Annotated in this window: 19 protein-coding genes and 1 tRNA gene; 4 read left to right on the forward strand and 16 right to left on the reverse strand. The window is 63.7% G+C overall.

Annotated elements, in window-relative coordinates:
* Positions 1–22 precede the first annotated feature (22 nt).
* Complete coding sequence (locus KF838_05605) at positions 23–475, forward strand: Rrf2 family transcriptional regulator (GenBank protein QYK49327.1); 453 nt, start codon at positions 23–25, stop codon at positions 473–475.
* Positions 476–514: 39 nt separating this feature from the next.
* Here the strand turns inward: KF838_05605 and KF838_05610 are convergent, their stop codons facing one another.
* From KF838_05610 to KF838_05630, 5 genes are all read right to left on the reverse strand, one after another.
* Positions 515–1,288 (reverse strand): hypothetical protein, encoded by a 774-nt coding sequence (locus KF838_05610; GenBank protein ID QYK49328.1) that lies wholly within the window; start codon positions 1,286–1,288, stop codon positions 515–517.
* A gap of 44 nt (positions 1,289–1,332) precedes the next feature.
* A complete protein-coding gene (locus KF838_05615; GenBank protein QYK49329.1) occupies positions 1,333–1,839 on the reverse strand; it encodes a hypothetical protein in 507 nt (168 codons plus the stop codon).
* 11 nt (positions 1,840–1,850) lie between these two features.
* Complete coding sequence (locus KF838_05620) at positions 1,851–2,087, reverse strand: hypothetical protein (GenBank protein ID QYK49330.1); 237 nt, start codon at positions 2,085–2,087, stop codon at positions 1,851–1,853.
* Positions 2,088–2,535: 448 nt separating this feature from the next.
* Entirely contained in the window at positions 2,536–2,988 is a 453-nt protein-coding gene (tnpA, locus tag KF838_05625; protein QYK49331.1) for an IS200/IS605 family transposase, read from the reverse strand.
* Positions 2,989–3,684: 696 nt separating this feature from the next.
* Positions 3,685–5,412, reverse strand: coding sequence for an acyl-CoA carboxylase subunit beta (locus tag KF838_05630; GenBank protein ID QYK49332.1), 1,728 nt, complete (start codon positions 5,410–5,412; stop codon positions 3,685–3,687).
* 107 nt (positions 5,413–5,519) lie between these two features.
* Between KF838_05630 and KF838_05635 the strand changes: the two genes are divergently transcribed.
* Positions 5,520–6,074 (forward strand): DinB family protein, encoded by a 555-nt coding sequence (locus KF838_05635; protein QYK49333.1) that lies wholly within the window; start codon positions 5,520–5,522, stop codon positions 6,072–6,074.
* Positions 6,075–6,229: 155 nt separating this feature from the next.
* On the opposite strand, the gene recA is transcribed toward KF838_05635, so the two are convergent.
* The 10 genes from recA to KF838_05685 form a co-directional block, all read right to left on the reverse strand.
* Positions 6,230–7,399 carry a recombinase RecA gene (recA, locus tag KF838_05640; protein QYK49334.1) on the reverse strand — a complete coding sequence of 390 codons (1,170 nt, stop codon included), beginning with the start codon at positions 7,397–7,399 and terminating at the stop codon, positions 6,230–6,232.
* A 380-nt stretch (positions 7,400–7,779) separates the two neighbouring features.
* Entirely contained in the window at positions 7,780–9,531 is a 1,752-nt protein-coding gene (locus tag KF838_05645) for a hypothetical protein (protein QYK49335.1), read from the reverse strand.
* Between the two features lie 131 nt (positions 9,532–9,662).
* Entirely contained in the window at positions 9,663–11,228 is a 1,566-nt protein-coding gene (locus KF838_05650; protein QYK49336.1) for an aldehyde dehydrogenase family protein, read from the reverse strand.
* 38 nt (positions 11,229–11,266) lie between these two features.
* Entirely contained in the window at positions 11,267–12,460 is a 1,194-nt protein-coding gene (locus KF838_05655; protein ID QYK49337.1) for an arginine N-succinyltransferase, read from the reverse strand.
* Positions 12,461–12,549: 89 nt separating this feature from the next.
* Positions 12,550–14,046, reverse strand: a complete 1,497-nt coding sequence (locus KF838_05660) for an aminotransferase class III-fold pyridoxal phosphate-dependent enzyme (protein ID QYK49338.1) — start codon at positions 14,044–14,046, stop codon at positions 12,550–12,552.
* 109 nt (positions 14,047–14,155) lie between these two features.
* The gene (locus tag KF838_05665) at positions 14,156–15,394 is read right to left on the reverse strand and encodes a M20/M25/M40 family metallo-hydrolase (protein QYK49339.1); all 1,239 of its coding nucleotides are present in this window, start codon (positions 15,392–15,394) and stop codon (positions 14,156–14,158) included.
* A gap of 25 nt (positions 15,395–15,419) precedes the next feature.
* Positions 15,420–16,898, reverse strand: a complete 1,479-nt coding sequence (chrA, locus tag KF838_05670; protein ID QYK49340.1) for a chromate efflux transporter — start codon at positions 16,896–16,898, stop codon at positions 15,420–15,422.
* Positions 16,874–17,458, reverse strand: a complete 585-nt coding sequence (locus KF838_05675) for a GNAT family N-acetyltransferase (protein ID QYK49341.1) — start codon at positions 17,456–17,458, stop codon at positions 16,874–16,876. Before KF838_05675 ends, chrA begins: the two co-directional genes overlap by 25 nt.
* A gap of 9 nt (positions 17,459–17,467) precedes the next feature.
* A complete protein-coding gene (gap, locus tag KF838_05680; GenBank protein QYK49342.1) occupies positions 17,468–18,508 on the reverse strand; it encodes a type I glyceraldehyde-3-phosphate dehydrogenase in 1,041 nt (346 codons plus the stop codon).
* A 117-nt stretch (positions 18,509–18,625) separates the two neighbouring features.
* The gene (locus KF838_05685) at positions 18,626–19,933 is read right to left on the reverse strand and encodes a dihydroorotase (GenBank protein QYK49343.1); all 1,308 of its coding nucleotides are present in this window, start codon (positions 19,931–19,933) and stop codon (positions 18,626–18,628) included.
* Between the two features lie 83 nt (positions 19,934–20,016).
* Between KF838_05685 and KF838_05690 the strand changes: the two genes are divergently transcribed.
* Both KF838_05690 and KF838_05695 read left to right on the forward strand, forming a co-directional pair.
* The gene (locus KF838_05690) at positions 20,017–21,504 is read left to right on the forward strand and encodes a sulfotransferase (GenBank protein ID QYK49344.1); all 1,488 of its coding nucleotides are present in this window, start codon (positions 20,017–20,019) and stop codon (positions 21,502–21,504) included.
* Between the two features lie 124 nt (positions 21,505–21,628).
* Positions 21,629–21,703 (forward strand) — tRNA-Pro (locus KF838_05695).
* Between the two features lie 148 nt (positions 21,704–21,851).
* On the opposite strand, the gene KF838_05700 is transcribed toward KF838_05695, so the two are convergent.
* Positions 21,852–23,177, reverse strand: coding sequence for a hypothetical protein (locus KF838_05700; GenBank protein ID QYK49345.1), 1,326 nt, complete (start codon positions 23,175–23,177; stop codon positions 21,852–21,854).
* Positions 23,178–23,363: the final 186 nt, after the last annotated feature.

Raw genomic sequence — 23,363 nt, forward strand, 5'->3', positions numbered from 1 at the left:
TGCAGATCCTAAGGGTGCGCCCATGCTGAGCCAGGCGACGGGTTACGCGACAACCGCGATGGGGCATATTGCTGCGGCGGGCGGCAAGCCCGTTCTCGTGAAAGAGATCGCCGATGCCGCGGGCATCCCCCCCGCTTATCTCGCGAAGATCGTGCAGGCCCTCGCTCGCAAGGGGCTTGTCAGCACGCAGCGCGGCGTGGGAGGAGGCGTGACGCTCGTGAGGGCGCCGTCACAGATCTCGCTGTTCGACATCTGCGAGGCACTCGACGACCCCGCCGTTGAGCAGCGGTGCATGCTCGGCGTCAGCGCGTGCTCTGAGGAGAGGGCGTGTCCATGCCATCAGTTCTGGACATCGCACCGGAGCGCGCAGCAGGAGTTCCTCCGCACCACCACGATCGCGGACATCGCGGCGTTCGAGACACGACGCATGTGGAAGAATGAGTCTGCGAGGCGCACTCGGGGCGATGTCGGCTGAGCGGAACGCCGCAGATGCGTCACGTCTTGTCGACTCGGTTCATTGGTCGCGGCGTTTCTGGACCCGGCTCCATGCGTCGGTGACGGCAGGGCGGATGACGGCTTTCCATGCGGCGTATCCCTTCTCGTTCAGATGGAGTCCATCTTCGAGAAAGAGCGACGGATCGGGCACTCCTTCCGGCGTCAGCATCGGGGTCGCGATATCGAGGAACGTGCTGCCGCGTGTCTGCTCGCAGTGGTCGCGCACGATGCTGTTGGCGCGGCGCATCGCCTCCCAGTTCCGCCAGCGTGCGATGCTCGGCTTGATCGCGATGTACATCACCTCGACATCGGGCCACGCTTCACGTGCCAGACGCTCGAACGAGAGGAATCCCTCTGCCGCGGCTTCGGCGTCGGGCTTGTCGCCGCTAAGGTCGTTGTCTCCGCAGTAATACACGATGATGCTCGGGGCGTAGGGGCGGACAATGCGATCAAAGACCGCCAGGACGTCGGGGGTTGTCGAGCCGCCGAAGCCGCGTTTGAGCACCGGCGCGGGCGCCATGTCCTCCGCCAGCGACTTCCACATGCGGATGCTGGAACTGCCGATGAACAGCACCTGGCCGGGGTCGGGGGGTGAAGCCCTGTCGGCTGCCTCAAAGGCGCGGATCTCGGGCTCGTACCAGGCGTCGGGCGTGGGTGTTGGTTGCGGCTGATGCGCGATGGTCGCGACGTGTTCGGCGGAGAGAGCCCGCGAGGACGCGGCGTACATGGAGCCAGACGCGATGAGGGCAGTCGAGGAGCACGCGAAGATGAAGGCGGCGATGCGGTGGTGCATGGCGGGAGCGTATCGCGCGATCGGGCTCAGGAAAGGGATGAGGGTCATTTCAGCCAACCGACGACCGTGCGCAGGCCGATGAACGCGAGCGCGATCCCGACGAGAAAGAAGATGGCGCATCCCAGCGGGTAGAGGTTATCTGTCAACGTGCTTCGCGATGGCTGTTCGCCGCGAGTGGGAAGATGCTTGAAGCCGATCTTCTGGAGCCGCTCACCGACTGAGGGCGTCCAGTCCTGCAGCGGTTTGTGCTGGATGCCACGCGGGAGTTGCGAGAGGATCTGTGCGGGTCGGTGCGCGTGAGCCGCGCGGAACGTCTCGATGCACGGGGCCGATTCGGCATCGACCGAGTCACACAGGAAGTACCAGCGACCAGCCTCGGTGGGGTCCTGCATGCGGACGCATATGCGGGCGATCTGCTCGCAGATGTGAGGTTCGAAGCGGGTGGTGACGACGTGCGAGCAAAGACGGTTCTTTGCCGACGCGAGGTCGCCTTTCGCCTCGTCCTGTCGCACTCGATCGAAGACGTTCATGCGGCATCGCCTCTGTTGCATGCGATGGCTGGCTACTTCTTCGCGGCTTTCTTGACGGCCTTCTTGGGGGCGGCTTTCTTTGGGGCCGTTTTCTGCGTCGCGGCTTTCTGGGCGCGGACCTCGCGGGCCTTCTCAGTCAGGTGAGAGGGCTCGACGCGGCTGCCCTTGCCGGAGGGCGTGGTTGGGGTGCGGGTCTTCCGGCCGCTGGCGCTGGTGGTATTGGTGCGCTGGCCGCCCTTCTTGTTGCCCTTGGTGCCTGAAACTGCCATGGTGAGGAGTCCTGTTGAAGTGTGCTGGGTGGTACGAGAGAGAGTGTACTCAGAGTGCGAAGTCTGTGGGTGTGCGGTTGGTAGGGCGCGGGCCGCAGCTCGGGCGGACGCTTCAGTCGCATCGGGCTGCGCCCGACTGCGACTCAAAGGCGTTCAAAGGATGCCGCTGCGCGGCACCTGTTTCCCAGGGTTACGCGGTCGCTTCGCGACACGCTCACCCTGGGCTCTGGCTAGAGCGGCCCGTTGGGCCTTCAAGTCACTCGTTGTGGGCCAACGGTGCGGTCGCGGATGTGAGAATGCTGAAGCAGAAGCCCCAACGGGGCGCTCCAACCAGAGCCCGGGGCAAGGGAGCCGCGAAGCGGCGACCTACGCCCCGGGAACGAGCGGGCCCCGCTCCATTCATTCTCAGTTCAGCGAGCCCTGAAGGGGCGGCACACCATTGAGCGCATCAGTCCCACACATAGCGAGCGTCGTAATCCACGTCGTGCCGTTCGAGGAACGCGAGAAACTCGTCCTTGAAGGTTGTGGTTCGATGATGCTCACGCTGATCGGCGATGTAGGCGCGGACCGCATCAACGCTTGAGCATGAGACGCTGAACGCGCCGTAACCGGATTGCCACGCAAAGTCGGAGAGTCGCGCGGACTGGGACTTGAGCCAGCGCGAGGTGGACGTCTTGACCTCCTGAACCGCGTCGCTGACCGAGATCGTGCGCCCGAGTTCATGAAGGATGTGGATGTGATCATCGACGGAGTTGATCAGGACGGGTGGACACTCGATGTACTTAAGCACCGTCGCGGCGTACCGATGCAGTGATTCACGAACGTCGTCGTGAAGGATCGGAAGCCGGTGCTTGGTGGAGAAGATGGAATGGATGTAGATCTGCGCGAGTGATTGTGGCATAGAGGCATGGTATCGATTGTCAAAGATCGGTTGTGTCGCCCCTACAGGGCTTCGGTAGAAGAAGGAAGAGGATGGGAGGGTGGTCGTGTACCCAGGGCGTTGGTCGTGCCTTCGGCACTCCCGTGCCCTGGGCTCTGGCTAGGGCGGCCCGTTGGGCCTGTGGATCCAAACGGCGTCAGGTTTGGTTACGTAGCGTGCACGTCATCATTGCCTTCCACGAGATGTGCTTGAACAGGAGTTCGACAGAAGCCCAGTCGACCCACCTGCCCGGAAAGTACCTGGGTAAGGATGTCTTCAGCGAATCCAATAGCCACGCGCCAGCGTCGTCCGCGTCGGGATGGCAAGTGCCGAGCGACCAAATGCGGTAAGCAACCTCCCGGTATTCCAGTCGCGCTCGCTTCGTAAAGGCCCGAGCTGTGTGCTTATGGACATCGACCTCAATTTCTCCGTTGTCCAGATAGATAGCGAAGAAGCCGAATAATCGATCGGTACCCCACCTCTCAGTGAACTTGTGGCGAACGGACTCAGACGCTTCCGCCCTTGACTGGTCGTTCGACTCCCAGTTGAATGCCCTAGACATAAGTGCCAGCTCTGCCATTCGCTTCGATACTGCCTTCTCGAACTTGCGATCGTGAGACTTCGCAAATTGCTCCGGCGACTCTGCGTAAACAGAGACATTCATCAGATGATACCTGCTCACGTCTGCAACACCCCCGTCTTGAAGGGCTTGGTGTAGTCCCACCCTTGAGCGGCGGCGTTGAGGGCGGCGATGAGTTCGTCGCGGGTCTTGTGGGGCTCGATGATGCGATCGACCCATCCTCGCGCGGCGGCGTGGCGGATGTCGGCCTGCTCGGTGTACCCGGCGTGGACTGCGGCGAGGATCTGCTTGTGGGTCTCGTCGTCGATGGTCTCGCCCTTGCGTTTGCGGCTGGCTTCTTCGATGGTGGCGAGGACGCCGGTCGCCTGGTTCGCGCCCATGACGGCGCACTTGGCGCCCGGCCACGCGAAGGAGAGGAACTGGTCGAAGGCCCGGCCGCACATCGCGTAGTTGCCCGCGCCGTAGGAGCCGCCGAGGACGACGACGATCTTGGGGACGATGCAGTTGGACATGGCGTTGACCATCTTGGCGCCGGCGCGGATGATGCCGCCCTGCTCCGAGTCGCGTCCGACCATGAAGCCCGTGGTGTCGTGCAGGAAGATGATGGGGATCTTTCGCTGGTTGCAGTCCATGATGAAGCGTGCGGCCTTGTCGGCGGAGTCGTCGTAGATGACGCCGGGCATGTTCGTGAACTTGGAGGGGCCGGCCTTGCCTCCGGGCATCTGGCGCTGGGTGATCTTCTTCTGGTTGGCAACGATGCCGCAGGCGTGGCCGCCGATTTTCCCATAGCCGCATACGAGCGACTGGCCGTAATCGGCCTTGTACTCATCGAAGTCGGGGTTCCTGGTGGCTCCACTCTCCAGAGTGGAGGATGAATCACCGCTCTGGAGAGCGGTGCCACCAAAGGCCCGCGAGTCCACGAGGCAGCCGATGATCTCTTTGACGTCGTACTGCGTGCCGGGCTTATCGGTGAAGAGCGTGAAGAGGTCCTCGCCGCTCCGGGCCGTCGCGGTCACGCGTGGCTTAGCAACCTCGTGACTCCGTGACTCCGCGCCGTACTTGCCCACCAGTTCGCGCACCCGCCTGATGCACGCATCGTCATCGGGCTCCTTGAAGTCGATGGTGCCGCTGATGGAGGCGTGCATGGATGCGCCGCCGAGTTCCTCATCGGTGACCTGCTGTCCGATCGCGGCTTTCACGAGCGCGGGGCCGGCGAGGTACAGCCCCGAGCCCTCGGTCATGAGGAGGGTGTCGCAGAGGACGGGGAGGTAGCCGCCGCCCGCGACGCAATAGCCCATGATCGCGGCGATCTGGGGGATGCCATCGGCGGAGATGACGGCGTTGTTGCGGAAGATGCGGCCGAAGTCGTCGGTGTCGGGGAAGACATCCTCCTGCATGGGAAGGAAGACGCCGGCGGAGTCAACGAGGTAGATGAGGGGCAGCCGCGCCGCGTGGGCGATGGTCTGGGCGCGGATGATCTTCTTGCAGGTCATCGGGAAGAACGCGCCGGCCTTCACGGTCGCGTCGTTGGCGATGATCATGCAGAGACGGCCTTGCACGGAGCCGATGCCGGTGACGACGCCTGCCGCGGGCGCGCCGCCGTACTCGGCGTACATGTTGTGGGCGGCCCAGAGGCCGAGCTCTTGGAAGGAGGAGCCGGGGTCGATGAGCTTCTCGACGCGTTCGCGCGCGGTGAGGCGGCCTTTTTCGTGCTGGCGTTCGATGGCCTTTGTGCCGCCACCGAGCTTGATCTTGGCCTCCTCCTTGAGGTAGGCGGTGACGTGGTCTTTGAGGGTCTTGGCTGTGGTATCGGTTGGCGTGGTCATGCGGCCAGAGGGTAGGGAGTTCGCCCGGCTGAGGCATCGGATCGGGGATGTTGAGATGGTCGTCTGCGTGCTGAATCGGAGGTGCGGGCGTGTACGAAAGTGGCGGCATGGCACAGCAGACAGGCATTCCGTCGGTGGAGCGGTTTGTTGCTCGTTGGTTGATCGGGCGGTGGTGCCGTAGGAACCCTCCGGAGCGGACCTGCCAGATGCTTCGCGAGCAGGAGGGCGAGTTGCGTGCTCTCTTCGATGCGGCGGCGGATCGAGCCACGACGCGTGTGCAGATCAAACGGCTGCCCGGGCTTGAGAGCAGTTCGACGAACTACTCGCTCGCGATGGTTGCCGATCATCTGGCCCGGGTGAATAGCGACATCGCGATCACGCTCGGTTCGCTGGCGCGCAACGAGCGGGGGACGATTGAAGTGCGGACGGCGAACTACAAGCCGAGCCCCGATGCCGCGCCTGATGCGTCGCTGGCCGCGCTCGATCGTTCGATTGTTGCGCTGGAGTCTGTGCTGGCGGACACCGGCCCGATCCGTCGCAGCGGCGTGGGGCATGTGCATCCGTGGTTTGGGGAACTTCCTGCGACGACGTGGGCGTGCTTCCCGGCGTTTCATCAGGCGTTGCACATGAAGCAGGCGAGGTTGATCGCGGCGGGGTTGTAGGCGCGCGTCATGCGGGAATCGGCAAGTGCCGAGCCACAAGCGGAATGGAAAGACCCCGGGCTTGCGCCCGGGGCTCCCTTTTGTGCTTCGTGCCGCATCTTGGCACCCGAAGGCCACGCCCTCGCTCGCGCTCGGGCCTCATTTGAGCCGCCGGCTCAGACTTCGAGTTCGGCCTCGGATTCCTCGACGGCCTCGTTGCCGACGGGGGTGGTCACGCGGGGCGGGACCTTGGCCGCGAGGAGAGCGCGGCGGATCTCGTCGAGCAGGTCGGGGTTGTCCTTCAGGAACTGCTTGGAGTTCTCGCGGCCCTGACCGAGGCGGACCTCGCCCCGGCTGAACCACGCGCCGGACTTCTGGACGATCTCGGCCTCGATCGCCAGGTCGAGCACATCGCCGGTGACGGAGATGCCCTCGCTGAACATGATGTCGAACTCGGACTCTCTGAAGGGGGGCGCGACCTTGTTCTTGACGACGCGGGCGCGGACGCGGTTGCCGACGTTGGTGTCGCCATCCTTGATCGCGCTGATGCGCCGGATGTCGATGCGGACGGAGGAGTAGAACTTCAGAGCACGGCCGCCGGGCGTGGTCTCGGGCGAGCCGAACATCACGCCGATCTTCTCGCGTATCTGGTTGATGAAGATGACGGTGCAGTTGGAGCGTGCGATCACGCCGGTGAGCTTGCGCATCGCCTGCGACATCAGCCGTGCCTGGAGGCCGACGTGGCTGTCGCCCATCTCGCCCTCGATCTCGGCCTTGGGGATGAGAGCCGCGACGGAGTCCACGACGATCACATCGACTGCGTTGGAGCGGACGAGGAGTTCGCAGATCTCCAGGGCCTGCTCGCCGGTGTCGGGCTGTGAGACGAGGAGGTTGTCGATGTTGACGCCGATCTTGCGGGCCCAGGAGGGGTCGAGGGCGTGCTCGGCGTCGATGAAGGCCGCGACGCCCCCCTTCTTCTGCGCGTTGGCCGCGACGGTGAGGGCGAGCGTGGTCTTACCGGATGATTCCGGGCCGAAGATCTCAACGATGCGACCGCGCGGGATGCCCTTGCCACCGAGGGCGAGATCGAGGGAGAGCGCGCCGGTCGAGATACCGGGGATGTTGAGGTAGGCCTCTTCGTCGAGGCGCATGATGGAGCCCTTGCCGAAGTTGCGGTCGATCTGCTGGAGGGCGCGATCGAGTGCCGCGGCCTTCTCACGATCGACCGTGATGGGCTCGGGTCCCTTGGGCTTTGAATGGGCGTTTTGAGCGTCGCCTTTGGCGGACTTGCTCTTGGACTCGGACTTGCTTTCGATCTGGGCGGACGTAGACGAACTGCGAGCCATGCGGCACGCTCCTTTGCTGCCGTGCGGGGCCGCTTGTTCCCTGGACCGAGCGTCAGATCGCGAAGAAGCCGTTGACTCTTAGGTCTTGACTTTCGGATCTGCCGGGCGGGTGAGGGGTGCGGGCGCGACGGGTCCCGACGCGGGGCACGATCTGGATCAACACGATCCGGATTCGTTGATCAGGGGCGGCGTCGGACGCGGGCCTGACTGGTGAAGACGATACAACCACATCGGCGGCTCGTCAAAGCGAGCAGCAGTGTGGAGAAGCGCGTCACTGACAACTGTCTGTCAGTGAGACATGTCAAGCGGTGGGATGTCGCGGCGGAACGGCAGCGTGTAAGGGCAGTGTCAGCAAGTGCTTAGGCGACGTGGCCAAGCATTCAGCAGCCGCCGCCGAAGAGTTGGAAGAATCTCAGGAAATCGAGGATGTCGATGGTGCCGCTGCCGTCGAGGTCGAGGTTGAGGTCGGAGCATGGAGCCGGCTGGTTCTCGCAGAAGGAGAATGCGTCCATGAAATCAAGGAAATCGATGATGTCAATCTGGCCGTCGGCATTGAGGTCGGCGGGCGAGGGGAGGATGGTTGTCACGAGGGCGTGGGTGTCGCCGGAGAGGTGTAGAACGAGGGCGATCTGGCCGCCTGCGTCGGTCTGGGCGTGTCCCGCGCCGACGGGGTCTGTAGACCAGAGGATTGACTGGATGGTGCGTGTGTCGCCGGGGGCGATGTCGATGGTCTGACCGACAGAGGTGATGAGCCGGACATCGCCCGTGGGTGTGACGGCCAGCAGGGCTTGGCGGCCTGAGTTAGCGACCGTGGCATCAACTGCGTGAGCCATGACGACAACTGCACCTGAGTCCAAGAGGAGCGGATCGGCGAGCGCGGTGATGACATAGCCGGGGAGATCCGCGATCGAGTCGCCCTCACGGAGGAGCGAGGTGAGCGAGCCGTCGGAAGTGCTGAGGAAGATCGCGCCGTTGTTGGAAGGGTCGGTCGAGCTACCGGCGAGGGTGGCGTGGAAGGCGATGCTGCCGCAGGCATTGATGGCGGGAAGGGTTGAGAGCGTGTTGAAGGTGACTTCGCCGGGGAGTGCGGTGCAGGGGTCGCCCTGGCGAGCAACGATGGACTGAGATGACGCGGAGTCGAAGATAAGCGTCTGACGCTTGACGCCCGAGGCATCGAGCAGCGCGTGGAAGACGGTATCGCCGTGGATGTTGATGGCGGCACGGGATGCGGGGCGGCTGTAGAGCGAGACGCCATCGGGAGCGGGTGTGCCCGCAAGCGCGAGGGGGAGTGCGGAGCCGTTGCCATCGCGATCGAGCCAGAGCGCAGCGCGGGTGGGGAAGCGAGGATCGACTTCGGTGATTTGCGTGTGGAACGCGATCTGTCCGTCGGGGCCGAGGGTGTGGGGCGACAGGTGATTGATGATCTCAGAAGGTACGAGCCCGGGGAGGGTGATGCCGGGGATGTAGAGCGGCTCGGGTGATGATGCGCCCCCCCCACCCCCTCCACCCCCCACACTCGCGGACCAGATGACGCCCGGTGTGCCGGACCAGAAGGAGACCGTGCCGCCGTCGGTGATCGATGGAGCGGACATGTTGTTCCAGATGATCGACGGGAAGGGAACGGTGGGCTCGCCCTCGCGTGCGAGGGGCACGAGCGTGCCGGGTGAAGATTCGACGAAGACGCCCGCATTCTTGGCTTCAAGGGATGAGTTGGGAGGGAGGCCGGTGTCAGCGACGACCGCACCGAGGGCGATCTGGCCGCTGGAGTTGGTGGCGAGATTGAAGAGAGCGTTGAAGGTTGTGGCGGTGTACCAGGGGGCGACGGAGCCGGTCGCGTAGATGGGGGTGAGCGAGCCGCCACGGTTGCCGAAGATGACCGCGTTGTTGGTGGCGTCGATGCCGGGTCCCGCCACACGGGCCCAGAATGTCAATGTGGGCTGACTGGCAAACAAGGTGATACGGGGCTGGTCAAAGTGGGTAAAGGTGATGCCGGTGTCGTAACCGGGCGCCTGCTGATTGCTCGCGGCGATGAGTGTGAGGGGGAGGGGGTCTGCGAGGGCGTGCCCAAAGTCGAGGGAGAGGCCGAAAGCCACGAGGGAGAGGTGCTGGATCGCGGAGGTGGTGCTGCGCATCGAATCGCTCCTGCGGTAGCGGATCAGAAACGACGATCATGCCCGCAGAGGATCCACGGGGCGTGCCGCCACAGATTGCTACGAAGGACGCGGAGCGGCTGAGCGCCCGAAGAAAATAATTCTGGACGCCCCTACGCCAGCCACTTGTCGTCAATCGTCATGCCGCTGGGGAGGGGGGCGTCGGGACCGGTTTCGATCATGCCCGCGACGGGGTATGCGCAGTAGTCGACGCTGAACGCGCCCGCTGGGCGATGGTTGCCGGAGAGGCCGAGGCCTCCGAATGGCAGCTTTGAGGATGCGCCCGCGGTGCCTGTGTTGACGTTGATGCAGCCGGCGCGGGCTTCGAACAAGAAACGCTCGGCGGCGGATTGATCTTTCGTGAAGATGGACGCCGCGAGGCCGTAGCGGGTGGTGTTGGCCTGCTCGATGGCTTCATCGAGCGACTTGACGACGCAGATGCGGACGAAGGGGCCGAAGACCTCGGTATCGCATCCGGCATCGCGACCGGCGTGCAGGTCGGATTCGCCGGCGAGGGTGAATCGATCGACGCGGGCGATGCCGGGCGTGAGGTAGAAGCCGCGTTCGGGCGTGTCCATGGGCGTCGAAGGGACGAGGATCTCCGCGCCGGCTTTCTGGAGTGACCTTTGGAAGGCGAAGACGGCGTCGCGGGATTGCCCGTTGATGATCGGGCCCATGAAGACGGGGTGGGACGCGCGCGGGTCGCCGATGATGAGGTTGGATGCGGCCTTGCAGAATGCGGGGATGAACTTCTGTGCGATTAATTCGTGGACGATCACGCGGCGGGTGCAGGTGCAGCGTTGGCCGGTGGTCACGAAGCCGGAGCGGACGCACTCGACGAGGGCCTGCTTGAGGTCGGCGTCGGGCATGATGACGGCGGCGTTGTTGCCGCCCATTTCGAGGGCGAGGATGCGACCTGGGCGATCGAGGTTCGCTTCCATGATGCGGCGGCCGACTGGCCAGGAGCCGGTGAAGAGGATGCCGTCGATGTCGTTATGAGAAGAGAGAGCGGATGCGACATCCGCGCCGCCCTGCACGAGATTCACAACGCCGGGCGGCGCGTTCTCGGCGTCGAGCGCTTCCTGGAAGAGCTCGATCAGCAACTGGCCGGTTGCCGGGGCCTTGTCGGAGGGCTTGAGGACGATGGTGTTGCCGAGGGCAAGGGCGGGGACGATGTGGCCGTTGGGAAGGTGGGCCGGGAAGTTGAAGGGGCCGAGGACGGCCATGACGCCGTGGGGCCGGAACCACGACTTGCCCTGCTTGGTCAGGGTCATCGCAAACTCGACGCCGGTGACGCGGGCGAGTGCGCCGGTCGGCGTGGCGTCGAGCGTGATGTCCACTTTGTTCGTAAGAGCAGAGACCTCGCCCTTGCTGTCCCACATGGCCTTGCCGGTCTCGTCGCAGATCAGGTCGGCGATCTGCTGGGCGCGTGCGGTGACGAGCGACTTGAAACGTTGGAGCACTGCGAAGCGGCGTTCGCGAGACCAGGATGACCACGCGGGGAGCGCGGCTCGCGCGGCGGCGACGGCCTCGTGCAGGTGCGCGATGCTTGATGAAGAACTGAATACGACCTGATCGGGACGCGCGGGATTGAACGAGCGGACCGAGTCGCCCGGAGCCGGAATCCACCGTCCGCCGATGAGGTTTGATGGCTCGCGGGTGAGTGACGGGTGCTTCATGCGAATGCCTTCGCGACAGACTTGGAGGCGAGGCTCGTTTATGACCGGGCCTTGGATCGGGTGCGTCCCTTGCGTGCCGCGGGCTGGGACTTCGGTGGCGTGGCGGCGCGGAGCGTGTCGATCGGTGTGATGCCGACCGAGTCCTTCGGCTCGATCTTGAGCGCCTCGACCGCGTCATGCGGCATGCGGACTCGTCCCTGCTTGTCGATCGACATCGGGGTCTCGACAGCGCGGAAGTCGCCATCGCTCGTGAGGATGCTGGCGTAGCCGCTGATGGTGCACGCATCGGGCGCGATCGTGTCGGCGAGGACGGTTCGCATCGTCTTCTTGACGATCTCGATGTCGGACGTCTTTGCTTCGAGATGCGGTCCACCGTCGAACGGATCGATGCGGTTGTGGTACTTGAAGCCGAGTTTCTCGAGCATGCGCCTTGCGGGGACGGTCTCCGGGCTGACCTGACCGACCGCGCTCCTGGCCTCTGCGGGCAGCAGCGTCAGATAGATCTCTTCGCGCGGCAGGAGCGAGAGCATGAACTCTTTGCTGTGCTGGCAGAAGCGATCGGCTTCGGGATAGGAGAGGTTGATGAACCGTCGTCCGAAGTATTCCCAGAAGGGGTTCTGCCCGTCGTGAGAGATCGGGGCCATCATCTCCGCGAGCACGCGATCGGCGAACAGTTCGGGATACAGGCCGATGAAATGGAAGCGGATGTAGGAGAGAAAGCGGCCGAGGCGCTGCCTGTGCGAGCGCATGGACGGCTGGAGGATCAGCCCCCCCACCTCCGTCGGAGCAGACTCGTCGAGGTGGAGTTTCGCAACGACGTGCGTCGTTCCCACCTGCAGGTCAGAGGAGAACATCTCCTTGCGGGTCAACTGGTACGACAGGTTGGGATGGCCGGGGCCGCCCATTCGAGAGACGACCTGGCAGGTGCCGAGGGGTGTGCCGCTCTCCGTGTCTTCGAGCACGAACATGAAGAGCGGCGCCTTGCCCGTGATCGCGCGCAGCCCCGCGGAGATTGTTCCGTGGTGGCCCGCGCTCGGGTCGGTCCGCTTTCCGGCGGAGACCTTGCCGGCTCCCGTTTCGAGTTCGGACGCGAGGAGGAATGACTGACGCGACCACTGGACCTTCTCTCCGATGATGGTGTTGTCCGGAGGGAGGTTGATGAAGTAGACCATCCTCGCGAGTTTGAGGAGGGTCGGGACATCGTTCGGGATCGCGCGTCGGATGATGAACACGGGTTGGCTTTCGGGTGTGTGCGGTTTCTTCGATCAATCGCGCCGCTCTGGAGAGCGGTGCCACCAAGATGTATCTGTGGAGCAGGGAATCAGGACGCGGCGGCCTTCGCGAGGCCGCGTTCGAGGCACTCGATGACTCGGGGCCAGTCTTCCATCTTCATGACGCCGAGCGGGGGGAGCATCCGCACGTGGTACGGACCGTGCCCGCAGTAGAAGAGCAGGACGTGCTCATCGAAGCAGGCGCGGCATGCCTTCATGACTTTGTCCTTGTCGCCGCCGAACGGCGTGAATCGCATCATGCCGCCGCAGCCGGAGACCATCTCCTTGACTTTCGGGTTCGCGGGGAACCAGTCGGGGTGCTTGGCGATGAGGGCGTGCATCTGACGCCGGAACTCTGCGTGGTGGCGTTCGATCAGGCCGTCCGGGCCGTAGTAGCTTCCATCACGGAGCTTCTCGATGACGCGGGTGCCGACTTTGAAGTCGGCGGTCGCGCCGGTGAAGGTGCCGGAGAGCAGGCCGGGCTTGGGGTTGTATTGCTCGGTGTAGAGCGTTGCGCACGCCTGGGTCATCTTGCCGACGCAGAGCACGTCGACGTACTCGCCGAGGTTGAGGTGCTCGTAGGCGAACATTCGGGGTGTTCGCCCGAATGACTGGATCTCGTCGTCCCAGACCGCGATGTTGTGCGACTTGCACATTTCCATCAGGGCCTTGTGGAAGTCACGGGGCGCGACGTTGAAGCCGCCCTCGCCCTGGACCAGCTCAAAGATGAAGCACGCGTGCTGGCCGGGGTAGCGCTCGATGTATTGTCTGAGATGATCGAGGCACATGTCGATGAACCTCGTCTCGCCCATGCGATCGGCGAGGACGGGGTTGTAGAAGGGCATGTAATCGACCTGCGTCGAAAGCGGAATGCCGACACGTCCCGCGGCGGAGTCGCCGAGCTGCGACATCGTCACTGTCCGGCCCATGAAGCAATCCTGGAAGGCGAGGACGCGAGTTGCTCCCGGGGCGTGCTTCTGGTAGCAGACCTTGATCGCGTTCTCGTTGGCCATGGCGCCCGAGGTCGAGACGAAACAGTGCTTCAATCGCGAGTTCTTCTGGGCTTCGGTCAGCAGCGTCTCAGCAAACTCGAACGCGCTGTTCGATGTCTGGAGGTTGCCGTGCTTGAGTGTGTCCTCAACGCCGGCCTCGACGGCGGCGCGGATGAGATCCGGCTCCGAGTGGCCGAAGAAGTGGACGCCGATGCCGCAGATCATGTCCCACTTGACCGAGCCGTCCATGAGTTCGACGAGTGCTCCGTTCCCGACGCCGGAGGAGATGTAGGGGTAGAGCAGGCCACGACCTCGGACCGCCGCGGCGCGAGCCATCATCTCGTCGTATGACTTCACACAATCTGGCGAGGGACCCTTTGCATCGGTGATCAGAGCGGACTTGGCCCTTACCTCTGAAACGATCGCATCGACTGACGAGCGGATCGCGGGCGAGCTCATCAACTGACGCCCGACCGGCTGGGACGCCTGGGTGTTCTGGTTGTTGATCTTGTCTGCGGCGGGCGAAAGCGATGGGGTTGAAGAAGCCGGTGTCATGGATCCCTCTCAGGCGGCACGATCGCGTGGGCGCGGCTGCCGCGGTTCTCGGACGTTCTTTGTGCCTGTCTTGCTCGACTCACTCGCGTACAGGCCATTGTTGGATCGGTCAGACGCCGGTGCCGAAGCGAGCCCGATCGGAACTGGATAGGCGTGCGATGAGGATTGCAAGGAGTGAGCAACGCTCGACCTGACTCGACAGGTCGATCCACTCATCCGGCGTGTGCAACCCACCCCCACGAACACCGAGCGTGTCGATGCAGGGGATTCCCTCGTCCTGCAGGATATTGCCGTCGCAGACACCCGCCGTTTTCCCGAACGGCATCTTCTGGCCGAGGTCCTCAGCGACGCCTTTGGCCGAGTCCGCCAGGAACTGAACTCCGGGCGTGAGCGGCTTGGCTGGACGGTTGAAGGAACGCTTGATGACGATGCGTGGCAGTGTGTCGGGGGGCGCGTTCTCAGGCGTAGCGAGGGCGTCGACCTTTCGGGCGAGCTCCTCGCATCCCTCGGGATTCGGGAACCGCACGTTCCCCCATGCCTGTGCGAAGTCGGGTACAGCGTTCGTAACCTCGCCACCCTTGATGGGACCGACATTCACGATCATCCCGCGGGAGGGCTCGGGAAGTTCTGAGAGCGCGACGAGCGTGCGGGCCAGAGCCGTGACCGCGGAGACACCGGATGTGAAGTCTCGTCCCACGTGGGCCGACTTTCCGTAGGTCTCAACTTTGAATTGTCCGGATCCCGCTCGCTCGACCACGAGTGAGCCATCCGGCAGCGCGGGCTCGAGCGCGAGCGCGAGATCGTGATTGCGTGCGGCGTCGCGGATCGCTCGCTCGGAGTAGTAACTGCCCGTCTCCTCATCGGAGTTGAGGAGGAACGACCAGTTCGCGTGGAATCCGAGTTCGTGGAGGACTTCGAGTGCTGCAACAGCGATCACGATGCCGCCCTTCATGTCTACGCAACCGGGTCCTATCGCAGTCTTCCCATCCGCGTTGACCGTGAGTTTCTGGAATGGCCCGGCGGGATCGTGGACGGTGTCGAGGTGTCCCGCGATGAGGATGCGCGGCTGCGAAGAGTCGGATGCGATGCGAGACGCGATACCGGTCGGCGGAAGATAACCACCGGACGCGCCGAGCAGCCAGTCGGGCTTCGGATCGCCAGGGACAAGAGTCGTCGTCGCGCCGATGCGTGCGAGGCGATCGAGGAGGAGAGTTCGTGAGGCATCCAGGGCGACGGCGTTGTTGCCGCCCGTCGGCATCTCGACATGGTGCTTGAGGTCGGCAAAGAGTGCATCGCGGCGGGCCTGAACCGCGGCTGAGATCTCACGCTCGAGTTGGGTCAATGGCATAAGGGGCGAATGGTAGGGTGCGGCGTCAGTCGGGGTTCCAGTGAAGGACCATCAGTGCTAGCCGCACCGCGACTCCCGCGAGAACGCACGTGCCGACGACGGCGAACAGCCCCCACCGCAACCTGAAGATCAGATACGCCGCGAGGAATGCAAGCCCCGCAGACCAGAGGTCGAACGAGGCCCAAGTTGGGACGTCGAATCGCACGGGCCCGAAGCGAACTGGGATTGGCGAAGCGCGGAAGAAGACGTGGGTGGCGAACCAGAGTGCGAGGGCAAGGACGACGCCCACGACCGCCGCCGTCACGCAGGCGAGGGCCGACCCAAGTCGGCGGTTGTGGCGCAGCCGCTCCATGTATGGTGCTCCAAGGAAGATCCACATGAAGCAGGGCGCGAAGGTCATCCACGTCGCGAGGGTCGCGCCGACCAGCCCCGACCAGAACGGCGTGAGCGGCAGCATCGCGCCGTCGATCTCCATGGGCGGATGACGAAAGCACCCGAGATGTCCGACGAACTGGAGCACGAGGATCAGTGGACCGGGCGTCGTCTCCGCCAGACCCAGCCCGTCCAGCATCTCGCCCCTTGTGACCCATCCGACCTCGGGCGCGTGCTGCGCGACATATCCAAGCACGGCGTAGGCCCCGCCGAACGTGACCACGGCCGCCTTGCTGAAGAAGAGACCGGACGTCGTGATCACGCTTCGGGGACCGAACAAGGCGGCAGCGATGGCGAGCGGGGCAAACCAGATGACGAGCCACACAGCCGCGACGCGCATCGCACGGAGCGGAGATCGAGAGACCGGCAGCACGGCATCATCGGGCAGAAGCGGATGTGTGTCGGTGCCCATCGCCTTTCCCTTGTGCCCTGACAAGGGTTTGAAGGTCTCGGGCCACATCGCAGCGCCGATCAAACCGGTGAGGATCGCGCCGATCACCACAGCCGGGAAGGGCACGCGGAAGAAGAACAGGGCGGCGAACGATGCGCCGGCCACTGCGACCATCGCGGGACTCGGCAGGGCGCGTCCTCCGATCCTGATCACGGCCTGTACCACGATCGCCACCACGGCGGGTTTCACGCCGTAGAAGAGCAACTCGACAAGCCCGTACCGGCTTGAACTCGCGTATAGCACGCCGAGCGCGAGCATGCAGACGAAACCCGGAAGAATGAAGAGAAGGCCGGCAGCGAGCGCGCCGCGTGTGCGGTGCATCAGCCAGCCGATATAAGTCGCCAACTGCATCGCCTCCGGCCCGGGCAGGAGCATGCAGAAGTTGAGGGCGTGAAGGAAGCGTTGCTCGCCGATCCAGCGTTTCTCATCGACGACCACCCGGTGCATCACGGCGATCTGTGCCGCGGGCCCGCCGAACGATAGCAGACCGACGTACAACCACGTGCGAATCGCCTCACGAAACGAGACGCCGTGCTTCGGCCATTCCCCGGGAGGAGAGCCGTTGTCATGCTCTGGCGGTGTTTCTCCCGTTGCGATCATCGCCTCTGCCTCTGTGCCCATTCGCTGGCCAGGATCGCGTGGCAGCAGAGATCCAAGTAGAGATCCCCCTTCTTTCCGTGCTCGCGTTGCACGCCCTCATGGAGCATGCCGAGGTTGTCCATGACGCGCTCGCTCGCGGGATTCCACGTGAAGTGTCTGGCGAAGACGCGGTGCAGACCCAGGTCGCCGAATGCCCAGTCGAGCATCGCGGCACAGGCCTCGGTGGTGTATCCGGCCTTGCGATGGTCGCGTCTGGTTGAGTAGCCGAGTTCGGCGTTGTTGTCCTTGGCGTTGAGCATCAGACCGACGCCGCCGACGGGCTCGTTTGATCCCACGAGACACCATGCGCGGGTGATTCCGGAGCCGTCCGCCCCGGAGCGAGCGAACTTGGCTAACGCCTCCATCCCCTTCTCGCGCGTGTATGGCAGCGTCACGGATGTGGTGTTTCGTTCGATCTCGGGATCGTCGTTCAGGGCCACGATCGCTTCGAGATCAGACTCCTGCCAGGGGCGCAAAGCAAGACGCTCCGTGCGGAGCGTCCTGCCATCGTCTACAAAGTGTGGAGGCGGAGCGGTGTGCACGACTTGATCTTACTTCACGCCGTCCTTGGAGGCCATGAGCTTGATCAAGTCCACGCAACGGGCCGAGTAACCCGCCTCGTTGTCGTACCACGAGACGACCTTGAAGAACCGCTTGTTGAGCTCGATTCCTGCCTTCGCGTCGTAGATCGACGAGTGGTGGTCGCCGATGAAGTCGCTCGACACGACCTCTTCGTCCGTGTACGCGAGGACGCCCTTCATCGCGCCGCCCGCCGCGGACTTCATCGCGGCGTTGATATCGGCCAGCGATGCGTCCTTGGCGGTGCGGAAGGTCAGATCGACTGCAGACACGTCCGCCGTCGGCACGCGGAACGACATGCCGGTGAGCTTGCCCTTGAGGGCCGGGATCGCGAGCGTGACGGCCTTCGCGGCACCGGTGCTCGCCGGGATGATGTTCTGATAGCCGTTGCGCCCGCCTCGCCAATCCTTCTTCGAGGGGCCGTCCTGCGTCGGCTGCGTCGCCGTAACCGCGTGGATGGTGGTCATCAGGCCCTCTTCGAGCCCGAATGCGTCGTTGATGACCTTTGCGATGGGCGCGAGGCAGTTTGTCGTACACGACGCGTTGCTCACGACGGTGTGCTTCGAGGGGTCGTATGACTCCTGGTTGACACCGAGAACGAGTGTCGGCACCTGTGCCGGCTCGCTCTTGGTCGGCGCGGAGATCACGACACGCTTCGCGCCAGCAGCGACGTGTGCCGAGGCCTTCTCGAAGTCAGTGAAGAGGCCCGTGGATTCCAGAACGTAGTGAACACCGAGTTCCTTCCACGGGAGCTTGGAGGGGTCCTTCTCTGCGAAGGTCTTCGTGGTGCGTCCGTTGACGGTGAACGAGTTCTCGGTCGACTCGATCGAGGCGGGCTTGCCGCCGATCGTGAAGCGCCGGTGCATGGTGTCGTACTTGAGGAGGTAGGCGAGGTTGTCGGCGGGCACAAGGTCGTTGACGCCGACGATCTCAATGTCGGGGTTCGCCGATGCGATACGGTAAACGAGGCGACCGATGCGACCGAAACCGTTGATGCCGATGCGGATTGCCATGAGGACTCCCCTGATGTATGACCGGCGATATGCCGCCGGATAGCGAGTGAATGGCCGAACTGAACGCTAGGGGGTCGAAAGCAGCGTTTTCAATGTCTGCAAGCGAATCCGGCTCGTCTATCTCCGCTCGTGGCGGATCTGGCCCCCGACCATTGTCAGAACCACTCTTGCAGCGACTCGCCTTCCGAGGAACGGCGTGTTGCGGCTCTTTCCCGCGAGATCCTCCAGCCGGATCGTCCATTCCTGCTCCGGATCGATCACCGTCACATCCGCCGGCCCACCCATCGCGAGGGTGCCGAGCCCGATGCGATCGAGCCCGCAGAGCTTCGCGGGCTCAACCGTCATCATGGCGATCAATCTGGGCCAGTCGATCACGCCGGCCTTGACGAGCGACTCCACATACAGCGGGAGCGCGGTCTCTAGCCCGACAATCCCGAACGGGGCCTCTTCGAACGGGCGGGCTTTCTCCTCGACGCTGTGAGGCGCGTGGTCTGTCGCCAGAACGGTGATGGTTCCGTCCGCGATACCAGCTTTGATCGCAGCGATATCGCTCGCCTCGCGGAGAGGTGGATTCATCTTCGCGTTCGTGTCGTACGCGAAACCATCTGCGCCGCCGACCGCCTCGTGCGTCAGCAGCAGGTGGTGGGGCGAGGCCTCGGCCGTGACGGGTTGCCCCGAAGCTCGTGCACGCCTCACGATCTCAACGCTTCCCGAAGACGAGAGGTGCTGCACGTGGTAGCGGCAGCCGATCGCGGTATTGAGGCGTACGTCGCGCTCAATGATCAGTTCTTCGGCGATGCGGGGCCAGCCGCCCAGGCCGAGTCTTACCGATACTTCGCCTGCGTGCATCGACGCTCCGACGGTCAGTGTCGGATCCTGACAGTGTTGCATGAACGCCAGCCCGACCTGCTTGGTCATCGTGAGCACACGCGCCATCACTCCCGCCGACGCGATGGCGTCTCCATCATCGCTGATGCCGACCGCGCCCGCCCTGGCCAAGAGCGAGATCTCAGAGGGTTCTTCGCCCCGGCGCCCCTTCGTGCCCGCGGCAACCGTGTAGACGCGACAGTGGGCCGTCGAGCGGGAACGGCCATCCACGAATGTGACCATCTCGGGCGTGTCGAGCGCGGGAGTCGTGTTGGGCATGCAGCAGACGGTTGTGAACCCCCCCATCGCCGCCGCCAGCGTGCCCGAATCGATGGTCTCCTTGTGCTCGGCCCCCGGCTCTCTCAGGTGTACATGAGGATCGATCAGGCCCGGCACAACCAGTTTGCCCTTGGCATCGATGACGCGATCCGCGGCGGACTTGGCGAGCTTCACGCCGATCTCGACGATGCGATCATCTTCGATCGCAACATCCTGGACCATGTCCATGCCGGATGCGGGATCGATCACCCTTCCGCCGCTGATCAGCACTCGTGCCATGCGACCGAGCGTATGCAAGTGAAACCGATCTGTTGCACGGTCCTATTTGGATGCGGACCGGCCCTCACGCTACTCTGAGCCCGATGAACCACCCCGCTCACCCCGCAGATCCGGACCGGCTGGTCGCGTCGGCGGCGGCCAGTCTCCGCTCGGGAGATGCCAGGCAAGCCCTCCAGGTCGCGCTCAAGGCACTTCAGATCAGGCGAGGGCATCCCGGCGCGGCACAGATCGCGGCAGCGGCTCTGAACTACCAGCGAAACCACAACGAGGCCCGCGACCTGCTTTCTCCATTTCGATCCCAGATGGATCGGAACCCCGGCCTGATGTACGAATGGGCCTACGCGCTCGTCCACGCGGGACACCCGGACGAGGCCATGCCTCAGATCGATGCCCTTGATCGGATGGCGCCGGGGCGCGTTGAGATCGCGGTTCTTCGGGGCGTTGCCCACGCCATCGCCGGTCGGCATGAGAAGGCGATCGAACTGCTCTCGCCGCTGGTTGAGATCGGCCCGCCCCACGCGGTCATCCATCGGCTCGCGAACTCGCTCAGAAGGGTCGGCCGGTCGCCCGAGGCCATCGACCTCCTGACCCGCACACTCGAGAATCCGTCGCTACCACTGCCGGTTCGGCGCACGATGCTCTTTGCCCGGGCGGACATCTTCGACGGAGCCGGAGAGTACGACAGGGCATGGGCCGACCTCGCTGAAGCCAGACAATCGGAGAGCGGGAACGGGTACGACCCGGACGCAGTGAGCAAAGCGGTCGACGACGCGATCATGGCGTGGAGCAGCGACCGCATCGCGGCGTTGCATCTCGCGGACCGACCTCGTTCCCGAGGTCTCTTCGTCGTGGGGATGTGGCGTTCGGGAACGACACTCGTGCAGCAGGTGCTCTCGTCGCATCCGAGCGTCGCGAGCGCGGGCGAACTCAACACGTTCCAGTTCGCGACGGGACAGATCTGGCCGGACACACGAGTCGGTGGCGTTCCGTTCATCGGCGACCCGGCACGCATCGACCCCGCGGTCCTGCACGCCGCCGGTGCGGCGCATGCTCGCACGCTGAACCAGACCTCGCTGGACGCGACGTTTGTGATCGACAAGCTCCCGGTGAACATGCTGTACATGGGCCTGATCGGGCTCGCATGCCCGGGCACGCGCGTGATCAAGTGTGTGCGCGATCCGATCGATACGTGCCTCTCATGCTTGTTCCAACTCCGGGGGGCGCTCGCGCCGTACTGCGATCGGCCGGACTGGCTCGGGCGTTTCTATCGCGACGCCGCGAGACTCGATGATCACTGGTCGCGAGTCCTCGACATGCCACGCCTTGAGATTCGCTACGAGGAGCACGTCGAAGATGCCTCTGGCCACGCACGTCGCATGTGCGAGTTCCTCGGCTTGAAGTGGGACGAGAGGATGCTCCGGCACGAGTCGCAGAAGAAGGTCGCGATGACCCGCAGCATCGATCAGGTGCGGCTGCCGGTCTATCGGTCCGCTGTCGCACGCTGGCGGAATTACGAGAAATACCTCGGCCCGCTGATCGAGGCGATCGGGGCTCCCACACGGGGTCAATAAGCCCCGTACGCCGGTCGTGGCAGCACTTGGAAGGGCAACGCGTTCGGGCTATGCTTACGCCCTGTTCCCGTTCGGCCGCCCCCAGCGGCACACAGCGAGCGAGAATAGCTATTTGATGTTTGTCCGGGGTATAGCGCAGCTTGGTTAGCGCGCTTGACTGGGGGTCAAGAGGTCGGCGGTTCGAATCCGCCTACCCCGATTCAGTAGACCTGATGGCCCCAGCAAGTGCCGGGGCCATCGGTGTTTACGGACAAGTTCAATCCTGTCCTGTCATCCTGACTACAGCAGGCTTGGTTTGAACTGCGGACCAGAGCCAATCGCAAAACGAGCTGACGTGCCAGCGAGGATCAATCTTCCGCGACGGGAACGCGTGCATTCTTCAGCTGCTTCTCGATCAAAATCGTGCTTGCCTGGAACTCCGTCGCAAGTTCTCGGACTGTCTCGCCATCCGCCCAATGACCGGCACGCTCCTTCAACGCTTGCTGTGGCGCGATCAGTTCGGCGGCGAATGCTCGCGATGCTCGTTGGTTCCAAGTAAATGCGTCCGTCACAAGTCGTGGACCGCGGGCACTCCCGACTGCTATTTGAAACAGTCCGCGAGCGATTCGGAAACGGTCATCCTCTGGGCGCGACGCTCGTGGCCCAACCAACTGTGCAGTGCCGTCGTGGGATTTGCCAGCGATGAGCTTGACACTTCGACCACTCAAATGATTCTCGTCGACTGCCTGCAGCCGGACGCCAAGAACGGACTCGGCAAGGTCTTCGACCGAGTCCAACCTATGATCTACGGAAATAGAGGCTCGCGCCCGGAAGTCTCTCGCCAACTGATATCCGTACTTGTCAGCGCGCACGAAGGCGTTTTCGGGAGGGGGTGGCGCCACTGGAGGAAATCCGCTCAAGCGATGTGAGTTTTGCGCCCGCTCAACCCAACGCCACTGCTTGTCAATGCTGTCTGAAGATGCAGCGGTGGTTATGTCCTGCACAAGCGGGTCATCCGCGTCTGCAAACTGTTCAAGTACGCCCGCCAGCGAATCTGAGACTTCGTCCCTGTCGTACGGATTGAGACCCAATCGACCGGCCATTATGCAGAACTGTCTCTCTTCCATGTCAGCTTCTTGGATCGCCCTCCACGTGTCTCGAACGTCGCGCACACGAACGTCATCGATCCCATTTACTCTGGTGAGGATATTGGACACAAACTGAGCAAGCGTCTGCTCGGTTGGTTCTGTTTCGAGCGCCGCCCATCCAGAGTCAACGAAGAACGCGGGCATGTGAGGCAGAGCGTCTTCAGTATCTGCTCGCCATTCCGCGCGCAGCCCGCGTCCATCACTAAAAAGGTACAACGCCGGCAGTAGAAGATCCGATTCCGCTGCGCGAAGGCAATGACGCTTCGTCCAAGAGAAACTCGGTTCGTCTGAATCAGGCGGAGGCACGAACTCGCCTCTGCACGGTTCATTGAGCAACACCCACCAGTTGCTGACAATCCAGTCGCACACTGCGAACAATGGAACGTAAAGTAGCGATCGCTCATCGTTGAGCTTCTTGTCGAGCACACGGCTGACAGTGCGCGCGCCCACCCGGATGCGCAACGCCGACCATGTTGCCTTCTCTAGCGAGTCGGTTGCTGCGGGCTGAGCCACCGGATCAGATTCGATGTGGAGGAATCTCGACATTCGGTACTTCGTTCAAACGGGAAATAGGCAGAGGGTAATGGCGGGGATCATCAATGGGGAAGCCGTGGTACTCGTGGCTGTCATAACCGCTCTGCCGTGCCTCGTGCAGTACGCCATTGATGCGCACCCACGCTCGTTTGGGAAACCTACCGCGGAACTCGGCGACAGAACGAGAACGGATCGCCA

The sequence above is a fragment of the Phycisphaeraceae bacterium genome, assembly GCA_019454185.1.
Taxonomy (GTDB): domain Bacteria; phylum Planctomycetota; class Phycisphaerae; order Phycisphaerales; family UBA1924; genus JAHBWV01.